This window comes from Marinomonas rhodophyticola, assembly GCF_026113935.1.
GTDB classification, from domain to species: Bacteria; Pseudomonadota; Gammaproteobacteria; order Pseudomonadales; family Marinomonadaceae; genus Marinomonas; species Marinomonas rhodophyticola.
Genome location: NZ_JAPEUL010000009.1, coordinates 390080 through 414245, shown reverse-complemented (window position 1 = coordinate 414245; position 24166 = coordinate 390080). Strand labels below are relative to the sequence as shown.

At 44.0% G+C, this 24166-nt stretch carries 24 protein-coding genes and 1 pseudogene; 15 read left to right on the top strand and 10 right to left on the bottom strand.

What is annotated here, in order from left to right:
- Positions 1-4 precede the first annotated feature (4 nt).
- Positions 5-1036: an amino acid ABC transporter substrate-binding protein gene (locus ONZ52_RS16360; protein ID WP_265219773.1), complete on the bottom strand. Its 1032-nt coding sequence runs from the start codon at positions 1034-1036 to the stop codon at positions 5-7.
- A 210-nt stretch (positions 1037-1246) separates the two neighbouring features.
- Between ONZ52_RS16360 and ONZ52_RS16355 the strand changes: the two genes are divergently transcribed.
- The 3 genes and pseudogenes from ONZ52_RS16355 to ONZ52_RS16345 all read left to right on the top strand — a co-directional run bounded on the left by ONZ52_RS16355 (position 1247) and on the right by ONZ52_RS16345 (position 4004).
- Positions 1247-2155: a LysR family transcriptional regulator gene (locus tag ONZ52_RS16355; protein ID WP_265219772.1), complete on the top strand. Its 909-nt coding sequence runs from the start codon at positions 1247-1249 to the stop codon at positions 2153-2155.
- 82 nt (positions 2156-2237) lie between these two features.
- A complete protein-coding gene (locus ONZ52_RS16350) occupies positions 2238-3392 on the top strand; it encodes a hypothetical protein (protein ID WP_265219771.1) in 1155 nt (384 codons plus the stop codon).
- 8 nt (positions 3393-3400) lie between these two features.
- Positions 3401-4004: pseudogene (locus tag ONZ52_RS16345) on the top strand (DNA-3-methyladenine glycosylase I).
- Between the two features lie 20 nt (positions 4005-4024).
- Here ONZ52_RS16345 and ONZ52_RS16340 read toward each other — a convergent pair.
- The gene (locus ONZ52_RS16340; protein WP_265219770.1) at positions 4025-4324 is read right to left on the bottom strand and encodes an addiction module antidote protein; all 300 of its coding nucleotides are present in this window, start codon (positions 4322-4324) and stop codon (positions 4025-4027) included.
- A gap of 367 nt (positions 4325-4691) precedes the next feature.
- On the opposite strand from ONZ52_RS16340, the gene ONZ52_RS24850 reads away from it, so the two are divergent.
- The 8 genes from ONZ52_RS24850 (at position 4692) to ONZ52_RS16295 (ending at position 11926) form a co-directional block, all read left to right on the top strand.
- Positions 4692-5990, top strand: coding sequence for a methyl-accepting chemotaxis protein (locus ONZ52_RS24850; RefSeq protein WP_321160357.1), 1299 nt, complete (start codon positions 4692-4694; stop codon positions 5988-5990).
- A 266-nt stretch (positions 5991-6256) separates the two neighbouring features.
- Positions 6257-6910: a LacI family DNA-binding transcriptional regulator gene (locus tag ONZ52_RS16325; protein WP_265219769.1), complete on the top strand. Its 654-nt coding sequence runs from the start codon at positions 6257-6259 to the stop codon at positions 6908-6910.
- On the top strand, positions 6811-7266 hold the full coding sequence (locus ONZ52_RS16320; protein ID WP_265220309.1) for a substrate-binding domain-containing protein: 456 nt from the start codon (positions 6811-6813) through the stop codon (positions 7264-7266). Before ONZ52_RS16325 ends, ONZ52_RS16320 begins: the two co-directional genes overlap by 100 nt.
- Positions 7267-7313: 47 nt before the next feature.
- Positions 7314-8192 (top strand): ABC transporter substrate-binding protein, encoded by an 879-nt coding sequence (locus tag ONZ52_RS16315; RefSeq protein WP_265219768.1) that lies wholly within the window; start codon positions 7314-7316, stop codon positions 8190-8192.
- Between the two features lie 7 nt (positions 8193-8199).
- Entirely contained in the window at positions 8200-8670 is a 471-nt protein-coding gene (locus ONZ52_RS16310) for a type 2 periplasmic-binding domain-containing protein (RefSeq protein ID WP_265219767.1), read from the top strand.
- A gap of 120 nt (positions 8671-8790) precedes the next feature.
- The gene (locus tag ONZ52_RS16305) at positions 8791-9657 is read left to right on the top strand and encodes a carbohydrate ABC transporter permease (RefSeq protein ID WP_265219766.1); all 867 of its coding nucleotides are present in this window, start codon (positions 8791-8793) and stop codon (positions 9655-9657) included.
- Between the two features lie 9 nt (positions 9658-9666).
- Positions 9667-10629: a carbohydrate ABC transporter permease gene (locus ONZ52_RS16300; RefSeq protein ID WP_265219765.1), complete on the top strand. Its 963-nt coding sequence runs from the start codon at positions 9667-9669 to the stop codon at positions 10627-10629.
- 187 nt (positions 10630-10816) lie between these two features.
- Positions 10817-11926 (top strand): ABC transporter ATP-binding protein, encoded by a 1110-nt coding sequence (locus tag ONZ52_RS16295; protein WP_265219764.1) that lies wholly within the window; start codon positions 10817-10819, stop codon positions 11924-11926.
- A 14-nt stretch (positions 11927-11940) separates the two neighbouring features.
- Here ONZ52_RS16295 and ONZ52_RS16290 read toward each other — a convergent pair whose 3' ends face one another.
- Positions 11941-12846 (bottom strand): LysR family transcriptional regulator, encoded by a 906-nt coding sequence (locus tag ONZ52_RS16290; protein WP_265219763.1) that lies wholly within the window; start codon positions 12844-12846, stop codon positions 11941-11943.
- A 100-nt stretch (positions 12847-12946) separates the two neighbouring features.
- Between ONZ52_RS16290 and ONZ52_RS16285 the strand changes: the two genes are divergently transcribed.
- A complete protein-coding gene (locus tag ONZ52_RS16285; RefSeq protein ID WP_265219762.1) occupies positions 12947-14122 on the top strand; it encodes an MFS transporter in 1176 nt (391 codons plus the stop codon).
- Between the two features lie 108 nt (positions 14123-14230).
- Here ONZ52_RS16285 and ONZ52_RS16280 read toward each other — a convergent pair whose 3' ends face one another.
- A complete protein-coding gene (locus ONZ52_RS16280) occupies positions 14231-14857 on the bottom strand; it encodes an FMN-binding negative transcriptional regulator (RefSeq protein WP_265219761.1) in 627 nt (208 codons plus the stop codon).
- A gap of 132 nt (positions 14858-14989) precedes the next feature.
- Here ONZ52_RS16280 and ONZ52_RS16275 point away from each other — a divergent pair, with 132 nt between their 5' ends.
- Positions 14990-16072, top strand: coding sequence for a linear amide C-N hydrolase (locus ONZ52_RS16275; RefSeq protein ID WP_265219760.1), 1083 nt, complete (start codon positions 14990-14992; stop codon positions 16070-16072).
- Between the two features lie 6 nt (positions 16073-16078).
- Here the strand turns inward: ONZ52_RS16275 and ONZ52_RS16270 are convergent, their stop codons facing one another.
- From ONZ52_RS16270 to ONZ52_RS16260, 3 genes are all read right to left on the bottom strand, one after another.
- On the bottom strand, positions 16079-17122 hold the full coding sequence (locus tag ONZ52_RS16270; protein ID WP_265219759.1) for a GGDEF domain-containing protein: 1044 nt from the start codon (positions 17120-17122) through the stop codon (positions 16079-16081).
- A 307-nt stretch (positions 17123-17429) separates the two neighbouring features.
- On the bottom strand, positions 17430-18947 hold the full coding sequence (locus ONZ52_RS16265; protein WP_265219758.1) for a pectate lyase family protein: 1518 nt from the start codon (positions 18945-18947) through the stop codon (positions 17430-17432).
- 219 nt (positions 18948-19166) lie between these two features.
- Positions 19167-19478, bottom strand: a complete 312-nt coding sequence (locus ONZ52_RS16260; protein WP_265219757.1) for a TSUP family transporter — start codon at positions 19476-19478, stop codon at positions 19167-19169.
- Between the two features lie 192 nt (positions 19479-19670).
- On the opposite strand from ONZ52_RS16260, the gene ONZ52_RS16255 reads away from it, so the two are divergent.
- Positions 19671-20243 (top strand): hypothetical protein, encoded by a 573-nt coding sequence (locus tag ONZ52_RS16255; RefSeq protein ID WP_265219756.1) that lies wholly within the window; start codon positions 19671-19673, stop codon positions 20241-20243.
- Positions 20244-20394: 151 nt separating this feature from the next.
- On the opposite strand, the gene ONZ52_RS16250 is transcribed toward ONZ52_RS16255, so the two are convergent.
- The 3 genes from ONZ52_RS16250 to ypfH form a co-directional block, all read right to left on the bottom strand.
- Positions 20395-21156 (bottom strand): sulfite exporter TauE/SafE family protein, encoded by a 762-nt coding sequence (locus ONZ52_RS16250; RefSeq protein ID WP_265219755.1) that lies wholly within the window; start codon positions 21154-21156, stop codon positions 20395-20397.
- Positions 21157-21315: 159 nt separating this feature from the next.
- Positions 21316-22083, bottom strand: coding sequence for a transporter substrate-binding domain-containing protein (locus tag ONZ52_RS16245; protein WP_265219754.1), 768 nt, complete (start codon positions 22081-22083; stop codon positions 21316-21318).
- An 86-nt stretch (positions 22084-22169) separates the two neighbouring features.
- On the bottom strand, positions 22170-22787 hold the full coding sequence (ypfH, locus tag ONZ52_RS16240; RefSeq protein WP_265219753.1) for an esterase: 618 nt from the start codon (positions 22785-22787) through the stop codon (positions 22170-22172).
- A gap of 229 nt (positions 22788-23016) precedes the next feature.
- Between ypfH and ONZ52_RS16235 the strand changes: the two genes are divergently transcribed.
- Positions 23017-24093, top strand: coding sequence for a bifunctional transcriptional activator/DNA repair enzyme AdaA (locus tag ONZ52_RS16235; RefSeq protein ID WP_265219752.1), 1077 nt, complete (start codon positions 23017-23019; stop codon positions 24091-24093).
- The last annotated feature ends 73 nt before the right edge of the window (positions 24094-24166 follow it).

Sequence of the window (24166 nt, the reverse complement as noted above, 5' to 3'; positions counted from 1 at the left end):
GGTGTTAACGGAAAGATTTTGCGTACATCATTCCGCCGTTAGTCCACAATGCGTTCAGAGTACCTTCACGGTCCAGACCCAACACACTGTTTACCCCCACGTTACGTTCGTAGACTTCACCGTAATTACCGACGTTTTTAATCACTTGATACGCCCAATCTTGCGGCAACCCTAGACCAACATGCAGGTCGCCTTCAACGCCAAGCAAGCGGCGAACCACAGGGCTTTGACTTTCCGCACGCATCTGTTCAACGTTTTGCGAATTCACACCAAACTCTTCTGCCGCCACCATGGCGGCAAAGGTCCACTTCACCACATTCGCCCATTCACTGTCGTTTTGCTTCACCGCGAAAGACAGAGCTTCTTTGGAAATGGTTTCGGGTAAAATGACATAATCGCTTGGGTTAGGTGCGGCAGAACGCTGCGCCGCCAAACCAGACTTGTCATTGGTTAATGCATCGCAGTTGTTGTTAAAAAAGGCGGTGTTGCGCACAGAAGAGTCATCAAATACCACCGTCTTGATGTCTAGATTATTCGCTCGGCTGTAATCCGCGATATTCAACTCACTAGAGGTGCCAGTTAGTACACATACCGTAGCCCCATTTAGCTCTTTGATGGACTTCACCCCCAGATCTTTATGCACCATGAAACCTTGGCCGTCATAAAAATACGTGTCTAGGAAATCCAACCCTTGTTGGGTATCACGGGAAAGCGTCCACGTCATACCTTTTGATAATATGTCACCTTTACCACTCTTAATAGAGGTGAAGCTTTGCGCCCATTGCACTGGGAGAAATTTTACTTTGGTGGCATCACCAAACACAGCAGAAGCAACGCCTCGGCACATGTCGATGTCCATGCCCTGCCATTCTCCCTCTTTATTCAAACTGTAAAAACCGGGAAAGGAGTTGCCTATCACGCAATTTACATAACCGCGCTCCTTGACCGCACTTAAAGTGGATGTGCTATCGTCTGCATAGCTGTTTGTGGCTAAAAGCGTCGATGTAACGGCTAACGCAACGGATAATTTCTTCATTGTTCGTTCCTTTTATGCTGTTGATTTTATGGTTTCTTTTTATTCAGTATCGATTTTTAACTGGCTTCTTGTTGTAAGTGATACCGTGACCGCATCTTCTTATGCAATATTTTGATGCAGATCAAACAACTAACCGTTAGGATCTTATGTGAAGATTTTCTATAATCACACTGAATATTTTTAATAGTCTAATAACTTTAGGTTATGGCGATGAACATCAATAAATTGCGTATCTTTCACGAAGTCTTTGTTACTGGCAGCATTACCAGAGCCGCAGAACGCAGCTATGTCAGCCAGCCAGCCGCCAGTAAAATGCTTGCTAATTTTGAAGATGAAATCGGCTACAAGCTCTTTGTGCGCAACAACGGTAAATTGATCCCAACCGACGAAGCACTTTACTTACACGAAGAAGTCTATGGCATATTGCAAGGCGTAAACCACTTAGAGGACAGTATTAAACGTGCTAAAAACAGTAAAACAGGCAGGCTGCGTATCGCCACCATTTTTGGTCCGTCCTACCAATTTTTGCCCGAACTGATTGCAGAATATATGACGGCCAATCCTGGCGTAGACGTGAGCTTACATCTTTCTGGTTGTTCCGCGATTCGACAAGGTATTGCCTCTGGGCAATATCAAATTGGCTTAGTCGATAAAGCCCAAAGCTCCTCGAAACACGATTCCGTCGCCTTTGATCTCGCCTGTTATTGCGCGGTACCTAAAGATCATCCCGCGTCTCAATTAGACATTATCCATCCTCATGATTTACAAGGATTAAACTGGATAACACTCGACTCTGAAAACGCCACCACCAAAGCGCTGAAACGCCTTTATGCAGAAAACGGTTTGCCTTTTAACCGCACACTCGAAGTGCATACCACCATTCACGGCTTATCCTTTGTCAACTTAGGCATGGGCGCCACCTTGGTCGACATTTTAAACTTCCGCTACTTCGATAAAGTCTTCCAACTGCCCAACGTCGTCTTAAAACCCTTCGCCCCCAATATTGTTGAACCGCTCGAAGTACTGACCTCTAACTTAAGCCCGCTTTCAGGCCTCGCCAAAGAGTTTTACGATACCCTGATTAACAAACTGGAGAAACAAACTCGATTGGACAAATAATACTCGCTGCAATTTCACCTTGTGAATGGTCATAAATTGACCTACTTTGTAAGGAGTTCGAAAATAAAAGAGAGGCGCTACTATGCGTTTTCTACCCTTACTTATTCTTACTTTGGTCTTGAGTGCTTGCTCCAACAATCAACTTAATGTTGTCGATAGCCTCACCTCCTCAGCCCAAAACGATGGTGTGGGGATGAACCCCAGCAGATGGTTTGTGAAAGGCCATCCTCTACAAACCACTTATGTGTCTTTGAATGGGCAACTTGGGCTAAAAGCAGGCCAAGTTTGTGTCGCAAGCAGTTATCGATCCCCATTTAAAACAAATTGTTTAAATGAACTTGGTTACTCACCGATAGCAAAAGAAGACACTATCCTAGAACGCAAGGGCAAGCTCTACCAAGAATACTATTCTGCCAACACGACTGATGTCGAGAACGCCCAAAAAAGCACAGACACGAATCCTCTTTATAGGTTTATTAAAGCAGTGAGCGATGAGAAATTACTTTCTGCGAGCTTTGTAAAAGCCAATACAGACTATTTATCCTGTCTTATAGAGCACAGCAAGGGAATGGATGCTGACAGCTTATCAGCAGTGGATAAACAAAACGCCTTGGCTGCCTGCGCAACTGAAAACACACTAAAAGATCAAACGCTTACGGCACTAAATGAAGCCAGACTTAAAGTCGATACATTGGCTATCGCTCCAAACCGCATGGTTTATAACTGGGCGGAAAACACGCAATGGGAAAATGGCGTCGTCATTCAATCCGAAACAAACTCAGCCAATATGAGTTCTAAGAAAAGCGCTTCCGGCTATACCGTCGTAAATGGTTTGGTACTAGAACGCTATCAAATGTCTTGTTCAGAACTTCAAAGCCTTAAAGAGCGTGAGGACGTCAAGCGACTAAAAATCATCACCATGACTCTTGCCGCAGAAGAGCTGTATTACAATGCGAACGAAGAAGCTAGCCTATCTTTAGATGCGGCCTTTTCTTTCACCGACGACAGCCTAAAAATGCTAAAAGCAGTATTAAACAAGGACCCAAAAGACCTAAAATTAGACATTCAAACCACCATCAACACCAGCAGCTCCATCGCTTCGAAAGGGTATTTAACCGCACCGATTATAACCCTTACTAAATATGACAATATTATTCCATCGAGCCAAGACACCTTTAAGCCTGGCCTTACTTATTATGCTGTATTATCAGATGTTGGCACTCTCGCCTGTGATTAGTACCAATTATGACGTTAAAAACCCCCAAACAGAATGAAACCCGCTGCGCGTGGGCCAGCTCTGCGCCGGACTTCCCTGAATACCATGATCACGAATGGGGCTTTCCTGTCGACGACGACCAAAGATTGTTTGAAAAGCTTTGTCTAGAGACCTTTCAGTCTGGCTTGAGCTGGAGAACGATCTTGAGCAAGCGAGACAACTTTCGTCTCGCCTTCGAAAACTTCGACTTCCATAAAGTCGCGCAGTTTGGTGAAAAAGAAATAACAGAACTACTTAACAACCAAGGTATAGTGCGGAATAAACGCAAAATCCTCGCAGTGATTAACAACGCCAAACGCGCTTTAGAAATGGTCGAAAAAGAAGGTTCGCTAGCCGCGTTTATCTGGCGCTACGAGCCTCGACGAAAACACCCTACCACCGCCCGAGACCCAAACCACCTGCGCGGAATCTATCGCCCTCTCCAAAGAACTCAAAAAACGCGGCTGGCAATTCGTCGGCCCAACTACCATCTACGCCTTCATGCAATCCATGGGACTCATCAACGACCATGCGGAAGACTGTTTTCTGAGAGAAGAGATTGATAGGGCGCGGAAGGGTTTTAAGAGGCCATGAAATACATCCATGTGATGTGCTCATTTTTGCGAATGAATCACAGCTTTCAAATCAAAATTAAGGGATTTAAGCACTTTTACTATTGTGTCAAATTGTGGCCGAGAACCGGATCGAAGGGCTTTGTAAAGACTTTCACGTCCAAGCCCACTGTCTTTGGCTATCTGCGTCATGCCACGCGATTTGGCAATATGACCAAGCGCATGAATAAGCTCGTCGGTATCACCATCCTCAAGCACCATAGTTAAATAGGCAGCAATATCTTCATCTGTGCGAAGTTGCTCAGCCATATCAAAGTTGGTCAGTTCTTTTATTGAAGTCATCTTGTCTCACCCAGTTTTGTAGTCCGCAGTTTTATCATACATAAAGCAGTTCGTATTCATTTAGATACAGAATGGTTGTTTTTTAGCCTAACCTCAACTTTTTTCCACCTTCATGCAACCCATGGAACTCATTAACGACCATGCGAAAAACAGTGTTGTGTGGGGAAACATCGATTAAGTCAGAAGAAAAATTAAACGGTAATAAATCATTACAGAGTTGCATAAAAATTTACCACATCAGTACGCAAGTTCTCATGAGTTAAGCCACACTCTAGAGGTAGTGTTTTCAATACTGCAATGGTTTTGAATTGTTCGTATAAAACGCTCGATGTTTAACAATGACCGCTCATTATCAAGGATAGCCAACATGATTTTCGGTAAAAAAGTAGATAAACGACCTGATCTTGAAGCAACACTTCAGCAATTAAGACAATGCCAAGACGAGTTAAACGCCATTAAGCAAAATACCGCGAGTATCAGCTTTAGCCCTGAGGGTGTGATATTGGATGCTAACCCACTATTCTTAACTGCAGTGGGTTATAAACTAGAGCAAATCATTGGGCAACATCATCGTATTTTTTGCGATACAGAGTACACCCAGTCCGTTGATTACAAACAATTCTGGCATGGGCTAAAGGCAGGAAAATCCTTTAAGGGTACTTTTTTACGTTTCAAACAAAACAAACAACCTATCTTCTTAGAAGCCAACTACTTTCCCATCTCAGATGACAGTGGCAAAGTGAAGAAAATCCTCAAAATAGCCAATGACATTACCGATATACAAGCATCCTTAGCAAACAAAAATGCCATTTTAACAGCACTAGATCGCTCACTCGCCGTCATAGAATTTGACACCAAAGGCAATATACTTCATGCCAATAGTAATTTCCTAAGAACCATGAAATATGACCTACAAGACATAAAGGGCAAACACCATAAAATGTTTTGTGATGATAAATTTTACAAAGAAAACCCCAATTTCTGGTCTGATTTAGCACGTGGCAAACACTTTTCTGGGCGTTTCCAGCGTTTTGACCATACAGGAAAAATAATCTGGTTAGAAGCCACCTATAATCCCATATTTGATGAAAAAGGTCGTGTTTATAAGGTCATCAAGTTTGCGTCCGATATTTCAGAACGAGTCAATAATGCCATGAACGCCATTGAACTTGCGGCGGCCACATCGGAAGAAACTAGCCAAGTCTCATCCAATGCCGTCGGGATATTAAATGCATCTGTGCAAACATCAAAAGAAATTGCAGAAAAAGTAAAGCATGCGGCCGATATTGGTAACTTACTGAAAACACAGTCTAAAAGTATTTCCGACATTGTTGTTACTATCCGCGCCATTGCTGATCAAACAAACTTACTCGCACTGAATGCCGCCATTGAAGCGGCACGCGCAGGCGATGCGGGAAGAGGTTTCTCTGTTGTTGCCGATGAAGTCCGAAAGTTAGCCAGCAATACCGCCATCGCCACTGCAGAAATTGGCCAGGTTGTCGAGAAAAACCATAATTTAATCAATGAAATGGACGTGATGCTGAACTCCGTAACAGGCATTGCCTTGCACGGCCAAGAAAGCATTAACGAAGTGTCACGAGGCTTAATGGAAATTTCCTCTGGCGTCGCGAGATTCGTCGAAATGGTTGATAAAATGAAGACTTAATCACTCTTTATCATGTCGATTACTTACCCTTGAGGCGGGGCCTTACTAAACAAGGCTTGCCCTCTGCACTTCCGTGGACTGCAGCGTCGTAGTTTCATTCTTCTTTAATCAACGCACTCAAGTTGTGCAAAAATAAAGCATTGCATCGAAACATTTTCGGTTTTAACGTCAATTATTGCTGGTCACAAAATGCACGATTAAGTCTTTTAAATCAGACTTGAATGATGGACAGTGGTAACAATAAGAATGGTGCAGTGAATTAATTTATGTCAATTAAAGAGATAGCAACCCAGTTGGAGTTGTCGGTATCAACAGTGTCACGAGCGCTGAACGATTACCCAGACATTAGCCGGAGTACAAAGAAGCGTGTGCTAAAAGAGGCAGCGCGACAAGGCTACCAATTAAAAGGGCCAGAAATGGCACACTGGGTGCAAGCAAAACGTGTGATCACGGCGATTATTCCTTGCCAAGACACACAATATCTCGACCCCATTCTTTCGAAGGTGTTGGCTGGAACTCGACACGCGCTGCAAGCAGAAGGCTATTTGCTGCAAGTGGTGGCAATCGATACCGGCAAACAGGAATTAAGCGAGTTTGAACGTCTTGTCAAAGCAGGCGATCAAGACGGCTTTCTGCTCCTTCGCACTCGGGTTAATGACCCGAAAGTCCATCGTTTACTGAAACTCAACGTGCCTTTTGTGTGTTACGGACGCACCGAACGCGCGGCGCAATTTGCTTGGCTGGATTTGGACAATTACCAAGTTGGCCATTTAAGCCTGAGCCGCCTGCACGAGCAAGGCCACCACAAGATTGGCGTAGTATCGGTAAGCGAGCGATATTTTTCGCCCAAGAAAGGCGACGCGGCATTCAAGATGCCGCTGAACAAATTGGGCTTTCTCTTACGTCTGAACAATGGCTAGAAGTGGGCTTTGACGAGGAAGAAAGTTACCTCGCCTGTGCCGAATTTCTGCTCCAGCACCCAGATATCACCGCGTTGATTTGCCTCACCAGCACCAGCGCGCGAGCCGCTGCATTGGCGGCCATGCGATTACACAACACACAGTTTAATGAAAGTGAAAAAATAGTGTGTGTGATTGGTTGTGATACGCCCGCAGATGAGCTGACCGCCAGTATGGGGATCGCCAGCATTCAGCAAGCGCCACCAGCACAAATAGGTGAGCAACTTGCCAAGATGATGGTGTCGCGCATCAAAGGAACTCCGGTGAAGGACCTACAAGTCGTTTTAGCGCCGGGCGTTGTGACCATTGGGTTATAAAATCTAAAAGTTCAGACAAACCAATAAAAACAATAGAGGAAGCCATCATGAACAATAGAACTTCACTATTCGTCGCCGGCACTGTGCTGGCCAACGGACTCCTAATCAGCTCGCTCGCCCATGCCGCCACGGTAGAGTTTTGGACAGCACAAACTCAAACCGATCGCTTACAAAATATCGAATTGCTGGCCAGTACATTTGAAGCCTTAAACGATGGCGTGACGGTTAAAGTCGTCGCTGTTGATGAAAACGAAATGGCGACTCAAATGGCTGCCGCTGTCGCAGCAGGTACAACACCGCAACTGATTGAGGTCAATTCCGAGATCATCATGGCGCTTGGCGAAGAAGGCATTGTCGATACCAAGACTCATCAAGGCGTCATTCAAGATATTGGCAAGAGTCGCTTTCATAAAGGGGCTCTGACCACTCTGACATCGCCTTCTGGGGAATACTATGGCTTGCCCTATCATGGTTTTATTCAGGGAATTTGGTACCGCAAAGATTGGTTTGATGAAAAAGGCTTAGCAGCGCCAAACACTTGGGAAAATATCGAAAAAGCGGCCAAAGCTCTCACTGACAAAGCCAATAATCAGTACGGCATTTTGGTCGGCACCAAGCAGGACAGCTACACAGAACAAGTCTTCACTCAACTGGCGCTTTCCAATAATGCCAGCCAGTTCGATGCCAACGGCAATTTAGTCTTCAACAGCCCTGCAACACTCGAAACCATCGAATATTACAAAGAATTAGCGAAATACAATCCACCAGGCCCACAGAACTGGCGTGCTCGAGATTATTACTTGCAAGGCAAGATGGGCATGTTCTTTTATTCCACTTACATAATGGATGATCTCGCTTTGGCAGAAGTGGCTAAAGGCTCACTGTCTTCAGCAAATTTCAAAGAAGCTCAGCGGCGGCACCTTTGACCCTGAGTTGGTCAAAAACACTGAGTTCGCACCAATTATCACCCACAAAAGCGCCGCGTCTTATGGCACCTTGTCTGGCCTTGTCGCCTTGAAAGCGAAAAGCGCAGAGGACACCAAAGCCACCAAAGACTTTATTGAATTCATGTACGACCCTGCCAGCTACATCACTTTCCTACATATGGCACCGGGTGGCATGAACCCAATGCTGAAAGGCATTGCAGAAGATCCAGCGTATTTAGAGGATCCAAACGGCGTATTCAAACTTTATGGCGCAGACAAGATGAAGCAGATCGTGTCTGGTTTTGACAACCTTCGCTCCTTTTCTGTCGTTGAAGGCAAAACCTTCCCTGCCTCTGGCGCCATCTTTGCTAAATCTGTCATTCCGCGAATGATCTACAGCGTCACCATTGAGGGAAAAGACCCGCAAGCTGCGCTGAATGATGCTGAAGCGGAAATGAAATCGATTATAGGCCAATAAGTCTCAACCCCCTCCCAACCTCACCCTTAGCAGGGGGAGGAGCTAAGCGCTTTGTGTTATTCCCTCCCCTTGTTAAGGGGAGGGCTAAGGTGGGGTTAAACGTAAAAAAGGGAAGCAAATATGTCTTCTGTCTTAATAAAAAATGAATCTCGACTGGGCTTAAAGCTGGTTGCTCCAGCGGTCGGAATCATTGGCCTGCTGGTGATTTACCCGATCCTGTTCAACATCTATCTGAGTTTTTTTGATGTTCAGCTCAACGGCACGAAAACCTTTGTTGGCATGGAGAACTACACGGACTTGCTCGGCAACCCGCGTTATTATCATTCCATTGGTGTCTCGGTTATTTACCTAATCGGTACAGTGGTCGGCACCACGGTGCTTGGGTTGGCGGCAGCGATTCTAATGAATCAAGAGTTCCGTTTTCGCAATCTTGCCCGCGGCTTGATTCTTTTGCCCTACTTTGCTCCTGTGATCAGTGTGGTATTTGGCTGGCAATTTATTTTCGATCCAGTAAACGGCATTTATAACCATGTGGTGGTCGATGTTTTGCACTTGACCGACTCTCGGGAAAACCTCATCGGTAACCCAGATTCTGCTTTGTTCGTGGTGATCTTGTTCGATATTTGGAAACATTTCCCCATCGCCTATTTGCTGTTTCTCGCCAAGCTGCAAAGCGTACCGAAAGATTTGTACGAAGCCGCGGCGATAGACGGGCAAAATGCCTGGGGGCGCTTCTGGCACGTGACCTTGCCAGAGCTGAGATTCGTCATTGCGACTGTGGTGTTGCTACGCATCATTTGGAATTTAAACCGCTTCGAGGACGTTTATTTGCTCGCTCCGAACGTGGAAACTTTACCGATTTTCACTTACTACCAAGCGTTCGCTGGCATCGTCGATCAAGGCGTGGCCGCCGCAATTTCGGTGATTCAATTGCTCGTGCTGGTCGGCTTGATCTGGCTGTACGTTCGTAAAGTCCTTAAGTGGTAGGGGAAGAATATGATGAATAAACGCTCAACCACCCAATCTGTGATCTTGTATGCCTTGGTGCTCGCTTTGGTGATTTTCTGCGTGTTTCCATTTTTGCAGATTCTTTCAACCTCGTTAAAGCACCCTATCGATTGGGGCAATCCATCGCTTATTCCGCGCGTCTTACATTTGGATGCATACAAAGAGCTGCTTGGCTTGATGCCAGCAAAAGAAGCCGACATTCCAGCCAGTGTGCAACGCTTATTGAGCAATCCGGCCTTGTCGGAAGATCAAAAGCAAAAGCTCTTGGCGAAATTTAGCTCCGGCGGTGATGTATTTCCGTTTGGTCGCTACATGCTCAATACTTTTGTGATCTCCTTTGTAACAGGGGTTTGCTCGACCTTCTTGGCATCACTCGCAGCGTACGCCATTGCCCGCTTACGCTTCCCAGCGCAATCCTTGATGGCAAACGGCGTCTTGTTTGTCTACATGGTTGGCGGCGTGTTGCTGATGGTTCCGCTTTATCAAATGAGCGTTAACGTCGGCTTGGCCTCCAGTGCCGCGGGGACGATTTTTAGTCTGTTTTTGATCTATCTGATTCAGACTTTACCCGTCGCCATGTACATGTTGGGGAATTACTTCCGTACCATTCCCTTCTCGCTAGAAGAAGCGGCAATGATGGACGGTTGCTCAAGGGTGGAAGCATTCTGGCGCATCATCATGCCCTTATCGAAACCCATGTTATTTACCGTGTTTATCTATTGTTTTGTCATCGCTTGGAACGAGTATTTGTTTGCTTCCGTGTTCCTCAAACAATACCAAGATTTCCAAACCTTACCGCTGGCATTGCAAACTCTGTTCACCTCGAAAAACGCCATTTGGGATCGCATCATGGCCGCATCCATGTTGACGCTTTTACCTGTGGTGATTTGTTTCATGCTGGCAAATAAGCATTTGTCAGGTGGCCTTACCGACGGCGGTGTGAAAGGCTAAATATGACTATTGCGCTTCATAGATATCTTTTGGAAGGTTAACAACTAACAAAATGACAAAACGTCACGAGCGAAGATCAGACAAGGAAAAAGTGAGCGAAAAAGCGGAGTTTATAGTTATAAATGAGCATTTTGAGCGATCTTTTGACGCAGTATCATCGAGCACAGTCGTTTTGTAGGAGTAGAATATGAGTTCAGTGATCTTACGTAACGTAAACAAATCCTACGGCAACTTGCCGATAGTCAAGAACCTTAATTTAGAAGTAAAAGACGGTGAGTTTGTCGTGTTGGTTGGCCCAAGTGGCTGCGGGAAAAGTACCACGCTTCGCATGGTGGCAGGTCTAGAAGACATCACCCAAGGGGAAATACAAATTGGCAAACGTGCCATTAATGATTTGCCTCCACACAAGCGTAACATCGCCATGGTGTTCCAGAACTACGCCTTGTATCCGCATATGTCAGTGCGAGAGAACATCATCTTTGGCTTGAAAAAATCGGGGGCCGATGCAGAGACCATCAAGCAAAAACTTGCTGATGTGTCGGAAATGCTCAAGCTCGACGATTATTTGGATCGCAAACCGGCGGATTTGTCCGGCGGTCAGCGCCAACGTGTCGCCATGGGACGAGCCTTGGCTCGGGATGCAGATGTGTATTTGTTTGATGAGCCATTATCGAACCTAGATGCCAAACTGCGTCATCACATGCGTACTGAAATTGCTCGTATTCAACATCAATACAACATGACCGCGATCTACGTTACCCACGATCAGATCGAAGCCATGACCTTAGGCGATAGAGTCGTGGTGATGCGCGATGGCATCGTCGAACAAGTCGGCACACCGATGGAAATTTACCTACAGCCGACCAACACCTTTGTCGCGACCTTTATTGGCTCCCCAGCGATGAACTTGATTGAAGCAAAAATCGAAGGCGACGATCTGCTATTCGATAACTACCGACTGCCAGCAGCGAAAATCGCCAATGTGGACTTACACGACCTAAAATCCCACGACACAGTGTTGGTTGGCATTCGTCCTGACTTCTTTGAAGACAGCGCACTGTCCTCACCAAGCGACAACCTATTTGCATTCAATGATATACAAGTAGAACTGGTGGAAAACCTTGGCTTCGACAAAGAAATCATGTTCAAACTCGGTGGTGAAGACGCCAAAGCCCGACTCGACCTACGCTCCCACGTCAAACGCCAAGAACATATCTCCTTGTCGGTCGACTTGAATCGCGTCTTATTATTCGACACCAGCCCACAAGGCATGCTGTTGAATGCGGGAGAGGTTTGAGGAACCAAGACTCTCTAGGAATTTGAAGCCATTTTCTCAACCAGATAGTCGACAAAGACCCGCACTCTGGCTGGCATGTGTTGTCCGCCAATAAATACGGCGTGGATGACTTCTTTGTCCTGCGGGTTGAAGTCTTCTAATAAGGGAATGAGTTGGCCCGATGCGAGGGCTTGTTGAATATGAAAATTCCCAACTCGGGTGATACCAATGTCCGCCATCACCAGCTCCACCAGCGTTTCACCATTGTTGGAGGTCATGTTGCCTTGTATCGGTAGAATATAGTCTTCTCCGTTCTCACGGAATGGCCAGCCAGGTTCTAGCCGCTGAAAACTGAAATCCAGACAGTTAAAGTGCTGTAAATCGGCGGGCGTTTTGGGAATACCAGCTTGCGCTAAATAGTTAGGCGAAGCGACAACGGTTCTGCCTGTGTCGCCAAGGCGCCGTGCGGTTAAGTTACTATCAGGTAAAGGGCCAAAACGTATTGCGACGTCAATATGACCATCCGCCACATTGCTAATCTTATCGCTCACTTCCACTTCGATTTTGATCTTGGGATAACGCTCTAAAAACTCTTTGTATAAGGGAATCATGGTCAAACGACTATACGCCGTGGCGGTACTGACTTTGATCAATCCACTGGGACTCGCACGATCGGCAATGGCGCGTTCGGTTTCTTCTAGATCTTTCAGAATACGCCGTGCCGCAAGCGCATAGGATTCACCTTCGCTGGTTAAATAGAGTTTGCGAGTAGAACGGACCAGCAGCCTAACGCCTAAACGCTTTTCTATTCTTGTCATCATTCGGCTTACCGCCGACGGCGTGAGACCGAGCGCTCTTGCTGCACCACTTAAACTTCCCGTCGTGGCAACAGTTAAAAAAGTTTCCATCTCGGCGGTCTTATCAACTTTAATTTGCTTCATTTGTGAATCCAATGCAAAACAGAATCGCTTTTTTGCCCACTATTCTGGTGTTTTATATCTCGTTATATTCCCTCATATCATAAATAAACGAGAGAGTAACATGAAGATTAACTTTCCATTGATGGCTCTAGCCATTGGTGCTTTTGGAATTGGTGTAACGGAATTTTCCCCCATGGGGATGTTGCCGGTGATTGCGGGCGATTTGGGCGTCTCTATTCCAACGGCTGGCATGCTTATCAGCGCTTACGCCTTTGGTGTATTAATTGGTGCGCCAGTCATGACCTTGCTGTTTGCAAACATGCCTCGCCGTCGTCTGCTGGTTTTGTCCATGGGGATTTTTACCATCGGCAATTTAATCAGTGCGTTGGCCGACAGTTACAGTGCGTTGATGATTGGACGCATCATTACGTCGTTCAATCACGGTGTGTTTTTTGGCGTGGGTGCTGTAGTAGCAACCCAATTGGTGCCGCCGAATCAACGTGCCGGGGCAGTCGCGGCGATGTTTTCAGGCCTCACCATAGCGACCATTGGTGGCGTGCCATTAGCGAGCTTTGTCGGGACGACATTTGGTTGGCGAAATGCTTTCTTTGGCATTGCGGCTATTGGTTTAGTAGCAATGGTGGCACTACGAGTCAGCTTGCCTCCGTTGGTCAATCAAGAGAAAGCGAACATTCGTAATGAATTGGCCGTGTTAAGTAGAGGCTCTGTCTTGGCAGCGTTGCTATTAACTGTAGTGGGTGCCAGCTCGATGTTTACGGTATTCACTTACATCGTGCCCATCCTGCAACAAGAAACCCATGCCTCAACCACCTTCGTGACGGCCATGCTGGTGCTTTACGGCGTGGGACTTGCCGTTGGTAATATTCTCGGTGGCCGTTATGCGGATCGTTCACTGTTTGGCACCTTGATTGTGTCGTTAATCGCGGTGATTCTGCTGTTGGTCATTTTTGCCGTCACTATGTCTTCTTCAATTATCGTTGTTCCTCTGATTTTCCTCTGGGGAATTGCCAGTTTTGCCGTGGTTCCACCGCTGCAGTCTTTGGTGGTTCATGAAGCCAGCGAAGCGCCAAACCTTGCTTCCGCCATGAACATTGGCGCGTTTAACTTAGGCAATGCCGTTGGGGCAGTATTGGGCGGCGGTGTCATCAGCGCAGGACTTGGATTGCCTTCGGTCGCCTTAGCGGGTGCAGGAACCGCTTTGCTTGGGTTATTCATGGTACTGGTGTTAAAACGCAGTCCTTCAAGCCAGAGTAACGCACCCGTAGCTTCTTCCTAATCTAGCTTTTTCTTAATCAACACGCAGGGAATGTTTTACACATTAATAAAAGCATTCCCGCGATAACCGATAATCATACGGGGATGCCTTCCTCAAGCTAGCTATTCGTCAGTCTCCATTTGCTGGTTTTATCAGATCTGCCATAGGGTGCTGAGTTTCGGATAAGCCCTCATGAATTCCATTTTTATTATCGGCACTTTGGTTTTGGCTAAGTTTGAATTTACCCTGAATATCAGTCACGGTGATTTCAACGCCAACAACAGCAGCTTGCAGTCTGTCGATGTATTCCTGAGGCGCATCGGAGATTGACCAAGGCGCAGGTTGTTTTTGCTCATGGATATCGGTGAGTTTTTCCAGTAATGATAGTTTCCATTCAGCTTCATGGATAAAGTCTATCGTGCCTTTAATGTGAACGGCGCGATAGTTCCACGTTGGAACCGCTTTGCCATCTACTTTTTTAGAGGGATACCAGTTTGGCGTGATGTAGGCATTTTCGCCTTGAAAAATCACCAATACATCAGCTTGATTCGCTAGGTTCTGCCAAAGCTTATTGGCCTTGGCGATATGAGCTTGTAGGACAACTCTATTCTCTGCATCGACATGAACCAACATAGGAATATGCTCAGCGTTTAGACCGTTATTATCATTCGACACTAACGTCGCGAAGGGAAAGGCTTTAACAAAGGCGAGCTGCTCTTCTTGGTCATTGATCTCAAAATGTTTTGGCGTGTACACAACGGTTCCCTTTCTAACTATTTTTAGACATTAAAACGACGTTATATATTCAATTGATTTGATAATTAAAAGTGTCATCTACTTATGATCTATTGATTACAAACTACGGCTTTATTTTGATGGAGTAAATCTATGTGCACTCGAATTGTTAATAATATCAGTCCTGATTGGGTAACAACCGCCCGAAATTTTGATTGGGAATTTCCACTGACAAGCTCAGTTTTTCGATCTCCAGTAGGTATGCATAGAGTTGGCCTAAGCTTACAGGAAATAGAAAAACATCATTTTAGAAACGATCAAGTATTATCATGGACAGTAAAATACAGCTCGACATCTATCCTTATCGGTACCGAAAATGATGGATACGGTACAACGGATGGAGTAAACACAGAAGGCTTAACTGCGAATATCTTATACGATGCCACCACGTCATTTGATGACAATATTGCTGAAGGACAAAAAGCCTTAAGTCTTATACGTTGGGGGCAGTTCGTCTTAGATGTATTTTCAAGTGTCCAAGAAGCTGTCAAATATTTTGAATCTCAAAGCGTTTTCTTTGTTAGTGGTACGGTACCGGGGGATATAACGGCCGATACTGAGTTGCATTTAACCCTATCGGATAAACACGGAGACTCTGCCATTATAGGCATAAAGAAAGGTAAAGCCGACATCCATCACAGCCGCAACTTCACTGTCGCGACGAATCAACCTGATTACCAAACCCAGTTGCAAATGATGAATTATTGGTTTTACCAATGGAATTTAAAAAGCGCTGGCGCAGTGAACAACACTCCAGTATTCACTGCGCCAGGAGGCAATACTGCTGTTCAACGCTTTCAAAGAGCCTGCTTTTATCGACTACTAACAGGCTCCACTAGCGAACTTATAGATAGGGTGGCGCAAGTCAAAGCAATGATAGGAACCTGCTCTGTTCCTACCCTATGTTCGACATTTGACGCGCTATCCTCCAATAAGACAATTCAAAAAGAAGACGATGATGATATTTCATCAACCTTGTGGACCAGTATTAGCGATGCGACCAACCTTAAGTACTATTTTTTCGATGGCCTGCATTTGGGATCAGTTTGGTTTGATGTATCTGCTGCCACAAAAAGTTGCGCAATATGGTTAGTCAGCGATAAAGAGCATGGTCCAGGTTTTATGAACAACGGTGATCACATGCTTAAAGAATGCAATGATATCTATGCGCACTAAGCACGTTTAAACAAGTTGGCTGGCGGTACAGAATCGATTCTTGCCATCAGCCTTCGCGTTGTACAACGCTTGATCAACTGCTCGTAAGCTGTCTCGATGCCTACTGGCATGATGATTTGCCAACCCGATGCTAATCGTAATTTGTCGTTCAATGCCAAATTTTGTATTTGCTACACGCTGATTTAACTGCTTTAAGGTTTCCTCTAGTCGAGCAAGATTTGATTCTGCAAAAATAATAATGAACTCTTCACCGCCCCAACGACCGACGGTATCGTGAGGACCAAGATGCTCGTTTAGCGTCTGCGCTAGGTATATTAACACTTTATCACCCTGATCATGACCAAACTGATCGTTCACTTTTTTGAAATCATCCACATCCAACATGGCAATGTAGTGACTACCAGTCGAATTCAATAATTTATCTTCCACATAGCGACGATTGCGCAATTTAGTTAATACATCTGTCGTAGCCAACTCCTGTAACTGACGGTTCGACTCTTCCATCATTTGATAGGCTTTTCGGCGGCTAGTGTCGTAGAAAAACGACACCATGAGTAACAACAAATAGATAAAAGAAAAATGTATCAAGCTGGCAGGAAGGAATGGCTCTGGTTGCCAAGTATCCATTTGCGTAAAGCAAAAATAAAACACACCGACGAAATAAACGACACTCAACATCGACCCATAGCGATAGCCAAGAAGAAATATTCCCATGACGGGGGTTAGAAAGGCAAAAATGAGTGCAAATTCTTCGTTACCATTAATTAAAATCAGTATAAAAGTATCAATCGACACAATCAGCTGAAGAATTGCCGCTGCGACTTGGGAGCGTTTTTTTACCAGCAGGTAATATCCACCAATGATACAAAAGAACAACGACACAGAGTTCGCTATTAACATTGGCGGAAAATAGTCTATGACCAAATTGTAATAAATGAAGAAAACGAGACTAGAAGAGATAAACACCAAGGCTGAAAATAAAAACCCTCGAAAACGAAAATCAGGATGCGTACGCTTCGTTCCAAACCATTGCTCTAAAAGCGATATCACTAAGCAGACCCCTGTCTTTAAAAAATAAGTCATTCCTTACGGCGTTTTTCAAGGTAATTGTAGAGCGCTAATTTTTAGCGTAACTAATTAGTACTCCAGCAAAAGATGTGCCTACATCGTTCCTTTATTGAAGAGTAAACGAACTTATTAAGAAAAAGAATAAATATAATGTAAATAATGGTTTAGCTATGTAAAGCACGATTTATTGACCAAAAAACTACCTTTTTGAAAAAGATGAACAAAAAATGTCGATGTATTTCGATTGGAATGACATCGACATCACAAGGAATATTCTTCTACTTAAGATCTAAAGTTTACCCGCTCCTGCATTTTCTTTGACATAATCAATCACGTCACTAGCAGGCAATACTGGCGTTGGTCCATATAAGGTTGGTGTCCAGCCCACCTCTTTAGAGAGAGGTTTGCCACTTGCTTTGTTCGCTTCTTCAACGATATCCATCATTTCGCCATTGAACATGGAACCCTGATCGTAAGCTACTTTCCCTTTCATATTACCGATAGCATGAGAAGGATCACCATTTTTGATTTCGAACACATTGGCTTCTGAATAAATAGCAGACTCTTTACCCGCTCCCAAAACCTGACGAACAATATTGTGCTTAGGTTTGTTAACCAAAGAATTCACATGACGTTCATAGGCATTGGCGCCAACGCCGTCACCTTGTGCATTACCGACGAAATAGTTGTTATACACATGCACCTTGCCATAACGAACACGTGGCATACGCTGACCAACATTGTTGAAATAATTACCATGCAGCGTGACACGTAAATAACCAGTGTCTGCCGTTTTACCATCGCTATTACCAATCAGAAAGGCTTTATCATGATCATGAAAATAGCTGTTGGAAATCGTCACGAGATCCGCCTGATTGGTAATATCAACTAAGCCATCATGATGTTGGACTTTTTGTGTAATCTCGTTCTGGGGGAATGGGTAGACTGGTGGGAACATGGCGTCTGGGCGATCACCATCAGAGAAAGTGCTGTGATCAATCCACACTCGCTTACCACCGTTAATAGAAATTAAGTCGTACTCTGAGTTCCAACGGCCACCTGGACACATTTGCGGACCATGGGAAGCATCAGCGTATTCCTCCATGCAACCTGGGTAATTAGAATCGATTTTAAAACTATCACCTGGATCCCAACCAGGGAAATAATCAAACGCGTCTTCAAAAGTAATATTACGAATGATGACGTTTTCAACGCCTGCACTAATTTGCAAGGTGCCTTTAATGATTTTTGCGTTTTTACCTAAACCTATGATGCTGGTATTTGAAGGGACATCAATGACAATTTGGTCTTTTTGTTTTTTAGCCGAGGCTAAACGAGCTTCTTCTTGAGGGCCGGTTAAATCCCTATTCGGACGTTTTTTAATAAGTGGTTTTGCATTCCAAACCGATGGTGCGTAAGCGTTTTTATACTCTTCGAAATTATAAGGCGCAACTCGATAATCGGCTTCCGTAAGCTCACGCCCTTGATCATTGGATGATAAGTTAATCGTGCCACTAATTTGAATAATCTTAGGTAGGTTACCCGCTTCTTTTAATGCATCAACAAAGGCTTTTCGGCTACTGACGGTATAAACATGCTCATCGAGTGCATCCGCACCGCCCGTCACTTGCCCTTCGGCTGCCGCCCAACCGTCGTTATGAGGAAGAACAACACGCGCTATATTTTGCGACATACTATTCTTTCCAGTATTTGAGAGCTTCTGTGATGTGTTATCCGCACTCACAGCTGAACATCCGGCAATTAAGCTGGCCGCCAAACAAGACGCCGCTAAAATTTTTCTATTCATTTTATTCTCCAAAGACATTGAAAATAAGCAGATAAAGACCTCTCGCCGTGCATATTTTCAAATCGCATTGTTATTTTTATTGGCAGCATACAAAGAGCAACCTACAGCGATGCTTTCTGTATAGGAGAATAGACTATCAGGAAAACCAAAAAAGTAAAACGATGTTTTATTTTTAATAAATCACTATTTCTCATAAGATATTAGAAAGAAGAAATATCTTTAATCACTCAAAAGAGCCGCTGCACTGCCACAAACTGTCATGATGAAAAGAAACCATTTCAGATGACTTGGATGGGCTTTAATAGCCAATTTCACCGCGAGAAATGAGCCAAGCATGGTGCCAGATGCAAGGATTAATCCGGGAATCCATAGGATTTGATCGTTCCAAATAAACACACCTAATGCCAACGCTGTAAAGCCAAGTGTACACACCATTTTTAGCGAATTGGTGCGAACTAGGTCGTAACGCAAGGTACCAGATAAATCGACGATTAAATTCAATGAATCTTGACCTAAAACAAACAAATACATGTCCATACTCTCAAAATAGTTTAACCAATTTGAACCTAGCTGTTGATGACATGATCAATTCATTGTTTACTTTTTAAAAAGCAAATATATAGATAAGGTATTGCAAAAAAAATGTACAACATTCTTTTTTACATAAAATAATCATATGTAATATATGAAATTACTATTTTTATGTATATTGGATGTACAAATATGAAAAAAATATCTCTTGCTACAATCATACTTCTAACAGCCTCTAGTGCTATGGCAGAATCACAAATTCAGGTAGGACTTGGCTATACAAGAACAACTGTTAGTGGAACAGATAATGGTTCTGGCTATGAAGAATATGTCAATGCCCCAGCATTAGTTGCTCGCTATGCTTTTTCTAATAACATTGCAATAGAAGGAGCTTACCGGTTTAAATCAGGTGACACTTGTGACTGGGATAACGGGAATTCTTGTACTGAAAACCCACGGGTTCAGGTCAATGGTATTGATATTAACTTATTACTAGGTGACCATTTTATCGATCAAGATCACTTCTATTATTTCGCAGGTGTTGGATTTTTTTCAGATAATTGGAATCGCAGAAAGTACAACCGAAAAGATACAATTAGCGGTGCCCATTTTCCATTTGGATTTGGCTATAACACTGGGAAGTTCTCCTTAGAAACTCAATATACTTATCGATTAGGTTCTGCGTATGACAATGGCCTTAACGGCTATTTTGAAACTGACACCTCAGCATACAGCTTAGCTTTAAAACTTATGTACTCTCTTTAAAAGCCAAAAAAATCGCTTTAGCTAAAAATACTAAAGCGAATCTTTCACTCAATATCTTTTTACATAACTAGGGAAATTTATGACTAAAGTTTAAGGTAAAACTAATAACCTTAGTTGGCTAAAAATTCTATTCAATCAAATGTCAAGCCAATTAATCACTTAATAGCGCCGCTGCACTGCCACAAACTGTCATGATGAAAAGAAACCATTTCAGATGACTTGGATTGGCTTTAATAGCCAATTTCACCGCGAGAAATGAGCCAAGCATGGTGCCAGATGCAAGGATTAATCCGGGAATCCATAGGATTTGATCGTTCCAAATAAACACACCTAATGCCAACGCTGTAAAGCCAAGTGTACACACCATTTTTAGCGCATTGGTGCGAACTAGGTCGTAACGCAAGGTGCCAGCTAAAGCGGCAATCAAGATAAAACCCACGCCCGCTTGGACAAAACCGCCGTAAACACCGGCGATAAATAAGGCAATCCAAGCACTGGGTTTTTCCGACACTTTAAAGGGCACCGTGCCTTCTGGTGGCGCAATCATAGTCGGACGCACAATCATAATAATTGTCATGCCAATCATGGCACTGAGCAATAAAGGTTTTAACCAAGTCTCTGGCGCGTAACTGGCCGCAAATGCCCCAACCACACCGCCAAGTAAAGAGGGTATCATCACCGGTAGGATATCCGCGTTATCCAATTTTTTTGCTTTACGAAAGCCAAAGGTGGCCGCCACGTTCTGTAAAAATACACCAACACGATTGGTTGCGTTGGCGATGTCAGCTGGCATGCCCATGACCATCAAAGCAGGCAAGGTAAGATTGGAGCCACCACCAGCAAGCGTATTAATAATGCCAGCAACAAACCCTGTACCGATCAACAGCGACACAGTGAATAAACTGTAATCCATAACATCGTCCTTAATGACTCTTGAGCGAGTCGGAAGAGAATAAAAAGAGGAGCGAATGATAAGGAGAATTCGACGAGCTGACAAAAGATAATTTAGGCGGAGAAATAAAAACCGGCCCAGCGTCACCTTTAACAATACGTTGGGCCGATAAGAAATGACTTATTTAAGCGAGTTATTCACCATCAAGGTTTCATCGATACCTTTTAATGTCATTTCCTCCATCATGAAATTCACCGTATTCAATAAACGCTGCTCACCCGCTGGAATCAAGTAACCAAATTGGCTTTTAGTGAAAGGATCATTCGCTCGTGAGGCTTCTAGTTGCTTGTTGACTACTTGGTAATATAGTGCTTCTGGGGTTTCTGTCACCATCACATCAACGTCTCCTGCTTCCACGGCTTTAGGGACATCTAGGTTATTTTCATAACGAATAATGGTGGCTTTGCTCAGATATTGGTCGGCAAATTTTTCATTGGTTCCACCGATGTTTACACCAACCTTTACCTCAGGGCGATTGACTTCTTCTAACGTATCAAAACGAGCCACGTTGCCCGTCGCCACAAGGAAACATTTGCCAAAAGTCATATAGCCTTGCGATTGATCCGCTTCCATTTGACGAGAAGTCCGACGCGTAATGCCACCCATTGCAATGTCGTACTTATCGTCCTTCAAATCCGTTATAAGGTTTTTCCAAGTGGTTTGTACAAATTTCACTTCCACGCCCATTTCTGAGGCAAAATACTTTGCGACATCAATATCATAACCAGAAAAAGTACTGCCATCGTAGTAAGAAAATGGCTTGTAATCCCCCGTGGTTCCCACCGTGATGTAGCCTTGTTTTTTGATATCTTCTAAACGATCAGCTTGTGCAATAGCACTGTAAGCCATGGTGGACACGAGCAATAAAAACGACGCGGTGAACTTCATAACAGTGTACCTAACATAAGAATGAAACGAATATATAAGCATTTGCTATGCCATGTTTTCAATTTTTATTCTGCAAAACCATACCGTTATACACGCTCTAACAAGCAATCCACCACCGCTTGATTCACACTGTGAGCAAGTTGAGGGATAAGATCGTAAGTACTCATGACACCACCATTGATCAGAGCGTCATAAGCTAATTTAGATAAGCGATAGTCAATCACAGTATCTTGATTTCCATGGATAAAATGCACCTGTGTGTTATTTATTGGGGTTTTAATGAGTGATGTAGCAAAGCGACCTGATAAGGAAACAATTTTTTCAGCTAATTTTTCCTCGACCATTTGCGTCGAAGACAATGACATAATCGCCCCTTGAGAAAAACCAATCAAAGTGGTTTTTTCCGCACTTAAGCCTATTTTTTGTTGCCAATATTTCACTGTTTCGACAAAAGCTGGCATGGCAGTGTTAATACGTTCAACACGATTTTCTTCTGTTACGCCTTGCACAGAAAACCATTGATAACCTTGTCCAAAATCAGACACATCAGGAGCTTGTATCGACACAATGAACGCATTCGGTATGGCTTCAGCCAAAATCTGACCCAAAGGAGCCAAACTCTGCGGTGTGGCTCCAACACCATGAAATAATAAAAACAGACGCGTCGATGAATTGGGTTCCTGTATTACAAGAGTATTAGGCATGATGCATCCTTAGGAAAAAGTTAGAAAATAGGATAAATACTCTATTCTTCTGTAAAAACAAGATATACAAGCTATTCCTTAAGCTTCTATTTCGTATTTGGAAATAATCCATCGTTCAATTCAAAACAATAAAAAATACTCGTCCAGTTTTCGGTTGTCGCTAAATTGTGAATCAAGCTAACCTAACTGATAGACACTCTTTCAGTCATTCAAACAACGGAATAAACGCATGTTAATAACAGATGAAAAACAAGCCGATGGTTATTATCAAGCCTTACTAAACCGTGAACCAAGCTATGTTGGTGTGTTTTTTGTCGGCGTAAAAACCACAATGATTTTTTGTATTGCCACCTGTCGGGCGCGCAAACCAAAGCGTGAAAATGTAGAGTTTTACACACATTTCAAAGACGCTATGGACGCAGGCTTTCGCCCATGCAAAGTCTGTCGCCCCACTGAAAACGCTCATGAAGCACCTTATGAAGTACAAGCGGCAATGAACCTTGTGCGAGACTGTACTAAGGCGAAAATCACCGACCAAGAACTAAGAGAATCAGGAATACGGCCCATCTTTGTACGCCGTTGGTTTAATCAACATTACGGCATGACGTTTCAAACTTTTCAGCGTATGTATCGGATTAATTATGCCTTTCAAGAATTAAAGACAGGCAAAAGCGCCACCAATACCGCGTTAGATTCTGGCTACGATTCTTTAAGTGGTTTCGGGTACACTTTTAAAAAATTACTTGGCCATGCGCCGACCCTAAATTTGGAGAATGCTGTGATTTTAATCGATAGACTGACAACGCCCATTGGCCCTATGTTTGTCTGCGCCACTGACCAAGGCATCTGTTTGTTGGAATTTGTTGACCGACGCATGTTAGAAACCGAGTTTGAAGACTTACAACGTCGCCTCAAAGCCAAAATCATCACTGGCGAAAATGCCCATATTAAGCAATTAAAAAAAGAGCTAGAAGAATACTTCGCTGGCACACGCAGTACATTCAACGTGCCGCTTCATACACCAGGAACCGACTTCCAAAATGCTGTCTGGCAAGCCCTTAGCACGATTCCATTTGGAGAAACCGCCAGCTATCAAGAACAAGCCACACGGTTAAATAACCCCAAAGCCGTTCGCGCCGTCGCCAGAGCCAATGGCATGAATCGCATAGCAATTGTGATTCCGTGTCATAGAGTAATTGGTAAAGACGGTAGCTTAACCGGTTATGCGGGTGGATTAGAGCGCAAACGCTGGCTGCTTGATCATGAAAAAACACATTGCGATAGCGTCAGAGATAGCAGAGATTAATCGTTAAAATGCCTGTAGTTTCATGAATACATCAAGGTTGTGTCATGGCAATGTAATTTCCTCTAAGCGCTCT

Coding starts and splice junctions, on each gene's coding strand:
- ONZ52_RS16325 (WP_265219769.1), top strand. CDS start 6,257: ATGTCAATTAAAGAGATAGCAACCCAGTTGGAGTTGTCGGTATCAACA.
- ONZ52_RS16245 (WP_265219754.1), bottom strand. CDS start 22,083: ATGAAGTTCACCGCGTCGTTTTTATTGCTCGTGTCCACCATGGCTTAC.
- ONZ52_RS16235 (WP_265219752.1), top strand. CDS start 23,017: ATGTTAATAACAGATGAAAAACAAGCCGATGGTTATTATCAAGCCTTA.
- ONZ52_RS16340 (WP_265219770.1), bottom strand. CDS start 4,324: ATGACTTCAATAAAAGAACTGACCAACTTTGATATGGCTGAGCAACTT.
- ONZ52_RS16300 (WP_265219765.1), top strand. CDS start 9,667: ATGATGAATAAACGCTCAACCACCCAATCTGTGATCTTGTATGCCTTG.
- ONZ52_RS16295 (WP_265219764.1), top strand. CDS start 10,817: ATGAGTTCAGTGATCTTACGTAACGTAAACAAATCCTACGGCAACTTG.
- ONZ52_RS16255 (WP_265219756.1), top strand. CDS start 19,671: ATGAAAAAAATATCTCTTGCTACAATCATACTTCTAACAGCCTCTAGT.
- ONZ52_RS16285 (WP_265219762.1), top strand. CDS start 12,947: ATGAAGATTAACTTTCCATTGATGGCTCTAGCCATTGGTGCTTTTGGA.
- ONZ52_RS16305 (WP_265219766.1), top strand. CDS start 8,791: ATGTCTTCTGTCTTAATAAAAAATGAATCTCGACTGGGCTTAAAGCTG.
- ONZ52_RS24850 (WP_321160357.1), top strand. CDS start 4,692: ATGATTTTCGGTAAAAAAGTAGATAAACGACCTGATCTTGAAGCAACA.
- ONZ52_RS16350 (WP_265219771.1), top strand. CDS start 2,238: ATGCGTTTTCTACCCTTACTTATTCTTACTTTGGTCTTGAGTGCTTGC.
- ONZ52_RS16290 (WP_265219763.1), bottom strand. CDS start 12,846: ATGAAGCAAATTAAAGTTGATAAGACCGCCGAGATGGAAACTTTTTTA.
- ONZ52_RS16250 (WP_265219755.1), bottom strand. CDS start 21,156: ATGGATTACAGTTTATTCACTGTGTCGCTGTTGATCGGTACAGGGTTT.
- ypfH (WP_265219753.1), bottom strand. CDS start 22,787: ATGCCTAATACTCTTGTAATACAGGAACCCAATTCATCGACGCGTCTG.
- ONZ52_RS16355 (WP_265219772.1), top strand. CDS start 1,247: ATGAACATCAATAAATTGCGTATCTTTCACGAAGTCTTTGTTACTGGC.
- ONZ52_RS16265 (WP_265219758.1), bottom strand. CDS start 18,947: ATGAATAGAAAAATTTTAGCGGCGTCTTGTTTGGCGGCCAGCTTAATT.
- ONZ52_RS16275 (WP_265219760.1), top strand. CDS start 14,990: ATGTGCACTCGAATTGTTAATAATATCAGTCCTGATTGGGTAACAACC.
- ONZ52_RS16360 (WP_265219773.1), bottom strand. CDS start 1,036: ATGAAGAAATTATCCGTTGCGTTAGCCGTTACATCGACGCTTTTAGCC.
- ONZ52_RS16260 (WP_265219757.1), bottom strand. CDS start 19,478: ATGTATTTGTTTGTTTTAGGTCAAGATTCATTGAATTTAATCGTCGAT.
- ONZ52_RS16315 (WP_265219768.1), top strand. CDS start 7,314: ATGAACAATAGAACTTCACTATTCGTCGCCGGCACTGTGCTGGCCAAC.